The 3,483-nt window shown below is 33.0% G+C and carries 6 protein-coding genes; all 6 read right to left on the bottom strand.

Annotated elements, in window-relative coordinates:
- Nucleotides 1–213: hypothetical protein (locus tag AC220I_RS20170; protein WP_486725663.1), on the bottom strand; the 213-nt coding region annotated here is incomplete at its 3' end.
- A gap of 233 nt (nt 214–446) precedes the next feature.
- Entirely contained in the window at nt 447–884 is a 438-nt protein-coding gene (locus AC220I_RS20165) for a GNAT family N-acetyltransferase (RefSeq protein ID WP_486725662.1), read from the bottom strand.
- 83 nt (nt 885–967) lie between these two features.
- On the bottom strand, nt 968–1,453 hold the full coding sequence (locus tag AC220I_RS20160) for a GNAT family N-acetyltransferase (RefSeq protein WP_486725661.1): 486 nt from the start codon (nt 1,451–1,453) through the stop codon (nt 968–970).
- An 8-nt stretch (nt 1,454–1,461) separates the two neighbouring features.
- Entirely contained in the window at nt 1,462–1,800 is a 339-nt protein-coding gene (locus tag AC220I_RS20155) for a nuclear transport factor 2 family protein (RefSeq protein WP_486725660.1), read from the bottom strand.
- Nucleotides 1,801–1,826: 26 nt separating this feature from the next.
- The gene (locus tag AC220I_RS20150; RefSeq protein ID WP_486725659.1) at nt 1,827–2,630 is read right to left on the bottom strand and encodes an arylamine N-acetyltransferase family protein; all 804 of its coding nucleotides are present in this window, start codon (nt 2,628–2,630) and stop codon (nt 1,827–1,829) included.
- Between the two features lie 103 nt (nt 2,631–2,733).
- Nucleotides 2,734–3,225, bottom strand: coding sequence for a pyridoxamine 5'-phosphate oxidase family protein (locus AC220I_RS20145; RefSeq protein ID WP_486725664.1), 492 nt, complete (start codon nt 3,223–3,225; stop codon nt 2,734–2,736).
- Nucleotides 3,226–3,483 lie beyond the last annotated feature (258 nt).

The raw sequence follows: 3,483 nt of genomic DNA, 5'->3' as shown, positions 1-3,483 counted from the left end.
CCCGATAGCAGCCATAATGTAAGCGAAGCTTCTATAGAAATCAAGAGTATATGAAGCAAGTCTATCAAGTGAAGCGGTGTCCATGGAACCACCATTATTTTGTAAAATGCTGTATCGTGTTGAATCTGATATGGTGGGTAAAAATCCAAGGATCAACAGCGCTACAATAACAAGGGTGATGGATATTAGTCCAACTAAATTTATCTTTTTCATGGTTTCCTCCTGATGATGTTTTGATACAATGTCTAGAAGCGTCAGTCTTAGTTCAATCTTGGCACTCTTATTAACGATTTCAATAATTTCTTTATCTTGTGTTGAGTTTATAAGTTAAGCACTCAATTATAATATCGTTTTGAACGACCCTAATCATATAATTGAGATTTTAGAGTTCATAAAATGAGCTCTCACATGTAAGCTATTGATTTGACCCAATACAGGAAAGACCACTAGATATTTTTATGCATCATAATCATATCTGAAAAGGTCAAATAGCCATTTTTATTATAAAATTTCTCTGTTAGATCGCCTTTGCTTGTAAATAAGGTAATAGAGTTTACGTCGAAAGCCTTTAATGAATTTTCCAATGCTTCCATTAGGCTACTTCCGATGCCATTACGCTTGAGGCTTTGATTAACAAACATTTCTTTTAGATTGTACATTTTACCTTCATACCAGTGTTCAATATTTCCTAAAACAGCCGCGATGATCTTTTCATCTTCTAAAACGACAAGTCCATAAAATCCTGGTGTATTATAGATATCTTTTAGTCTGTTGTATGATGTCGTACTATCCCAGTTGTCGTTCCACGGTTCACTGTTAAAGGTCTCAATATAAATGTCTGAACATTCTTTAAGGTGTGATTCTAAGAGTTTTTCGATTTTCATATGCTCTACTTCCTTGATTTTATTTGATGTGAATGAATTATAATAGTATTTCATAAATTTACGGAATCATTTGAGGCTAGATTTTATATTATTTCTAACTCATATCTTGCAAAGTAACTTCCATTACCAACATCGAATTGGTCATATAGTTTAAATCCATTTCGTTCATATAACTCACGTAACTTGGTATTTTTCCATCCGGTATCTAATCTAAGCTTTCCGATATTCCGCTTTTTACATTCTGATATTGCAATCTGTATCATATGATCTGATAATCCGATACTTGAAAATGCTCTTCTGATGCAGAGTTTATGTAAATATCCGGCTTCACCTTTAGGAAAGTCAGGCCAAAAGACAGGATCTTCCCACTGAATTACCATAGCCCCTGCATCCTTATTGTTTAACATTATCAAATAGAATTCTGATGGCTTGTAATATTTTAAGAGATTCTCTCTCTTTAAATCTTCGTCCGACCATAATTTTTTATCAGTTCTTCTGCCCCAGTGGGCAGCTTCTAAAAATACATCTATACAGCGGTCTACTTGCCCTTGTAAAATTTCTGATTTCATCATTGCTCCTACTCATATATAAACCAAACTTTTTTAATAAGCTGATCCTCAACCTTGTAAATTGCGACAGCCTTTATAATCTCATCTTTTTTTATGCCCCGAACGTGCTCATGATCGATTACTTTATCGCCAATTACAATTCGATTAACCAAGTCTGCTTGTACCTTCTGAACCTCGAATCGTTCACGGTATTTTGTTCTTAAGGCTTCTTTTCCTTGCAGTATCAAAGTGTTATCTTCTAAGCTGAGTATTTCGATATCATCATGATAAGTTGATATGAAATTTTCCAAATGATGGTCATTGTAGTAATCGAGCTGTTTTTGTACTATTTGTTCTGCATGACTCATTTAAATTCTCCTATGAATAATTATAATTAGTTAGAGCTCATTTCTGACTGAATGATGCTAATTTTTCCTTGTTCAATTTCATTGAGACTTATCTCAAAATGAGATGTTAAATATTCTATATATTGAGCTGGCGAGTTTATTTGACTTGTATTAACACTTCCGTTTTGAGTAAGTATAAACTTGTCCTGTTTTAATGAACGCCGTCCGTTTTCCATTTCAAGTGAACAAAATAGATTCTTTTTAAAAATTGAGTCTTTATTATGAATAAAATAGTCTATTCTGCTTTGAAAATCCTCAATTTTCTTAGGTGCATTTTCAAATGTATATTCAGTGACGAAATCCTTAATTTCATCAGAAAACTTTTTAAGCTCAAAATGACTTTCATCAATTTGACTTATCTTGAATAATCCCTTTTGATCGTTTTGTTCATAGCCTATATCAAACGCCAGGGGCTCTAAAAAATTATCACCAAAGCCTACATCTACAAGATACTCTTTTGAGTTCAAATCTACCACCAATAACATATGATCGAAATATGTTCCGTTAGGCTCTAAAACTTTTCCACCTAGAATCTTAACATTAAATCCAAGGTCTACTAGTAAATGATATAAGATCCAATTGAGTTCATAACATATACCGCCACGTTTCTGGATTACGATTTTATTATATAAAGATTCTAAATCAAATATAAGGTTTTTATTAAGATGTATATCGAGATTTTCAAAAGGAACTCTTAGTAAATGCTGGCGCTGGATAAGGCGTAATGAGCTTAAGTTGACTTGTAAATCAGTGTAGATTTCAATTCTATTTAAGTAATTTTGAATGTCCATGATTTTGATAGTTCTCCTTCTGAGGGGTCTTAAAACGAGTTTAGAATAAACGGCTAAGGTCATGACAAAAGAACACGGCGTTAGTATACTTGCGACTTAATATTTAATAAATGCCGCCGTCTTTCATAATGGTCTTGTTAACAAAATCTAAATGATATAGTTTTTCCCAATGGTTTATATTCAAAGTCCCCTTAGTTAAATGAATGGCTAAGATACAGCAATTTTCGTCCTTTTCATTATTCGCCACATCATACCAATTTGCAAAACAAGTTCTTAACTTGCTTCTAATTTCTAAGTTTTGAGGCTTTAGAACCCATCCTAGATTTTCACCAATACCATTAGCTGTAAACATCTCCATACATCCAGATACTGAAACTTCCTGATTTTCTGAAATTTGAAGTGCTTTATTAGATTTTCCATGTGTAACAAGATAGAAAACACCAGATTCATAATAGGCATCAACACTTCTTACAACTGGTCGAGGCTTGCCTTCAGAGTTACATTCTCTTGCAATCGTACCTAAGGAGATAATGTTATCTTTACCCTTTCCAAAAGTTTGCTCAAGCAATTTGAGCCCTTCTTCATATGTAGTCATCAAGTGTACCCTCCAATATTTTAAGTTTCTTGTGCTTCATCATTATCGGTTATATATTACTCTTAAAATGAGTATATTTTATTTAATGATTTCTAAATCTTTCGCATGATAAAATCAATAAAGCCTTGTTTAATTTTATCACCTTCAAATATGCGCTCAACGACTCTTCTTTCTTTTAATACAAATTCCATGTCTTCAAAGTATTGATCACATTCATCTAAGCCAAAATAGGAATGGATTACTGGTTCGTCATCCATT

The sequence above is a fragment of the Fusibacter sp. genome (assembly GCF_057447755.1).
Note: the sequence above shows the minus strand (reverse complement) of the source record. Positions and strands in the feature narration are given on the sequence as shown.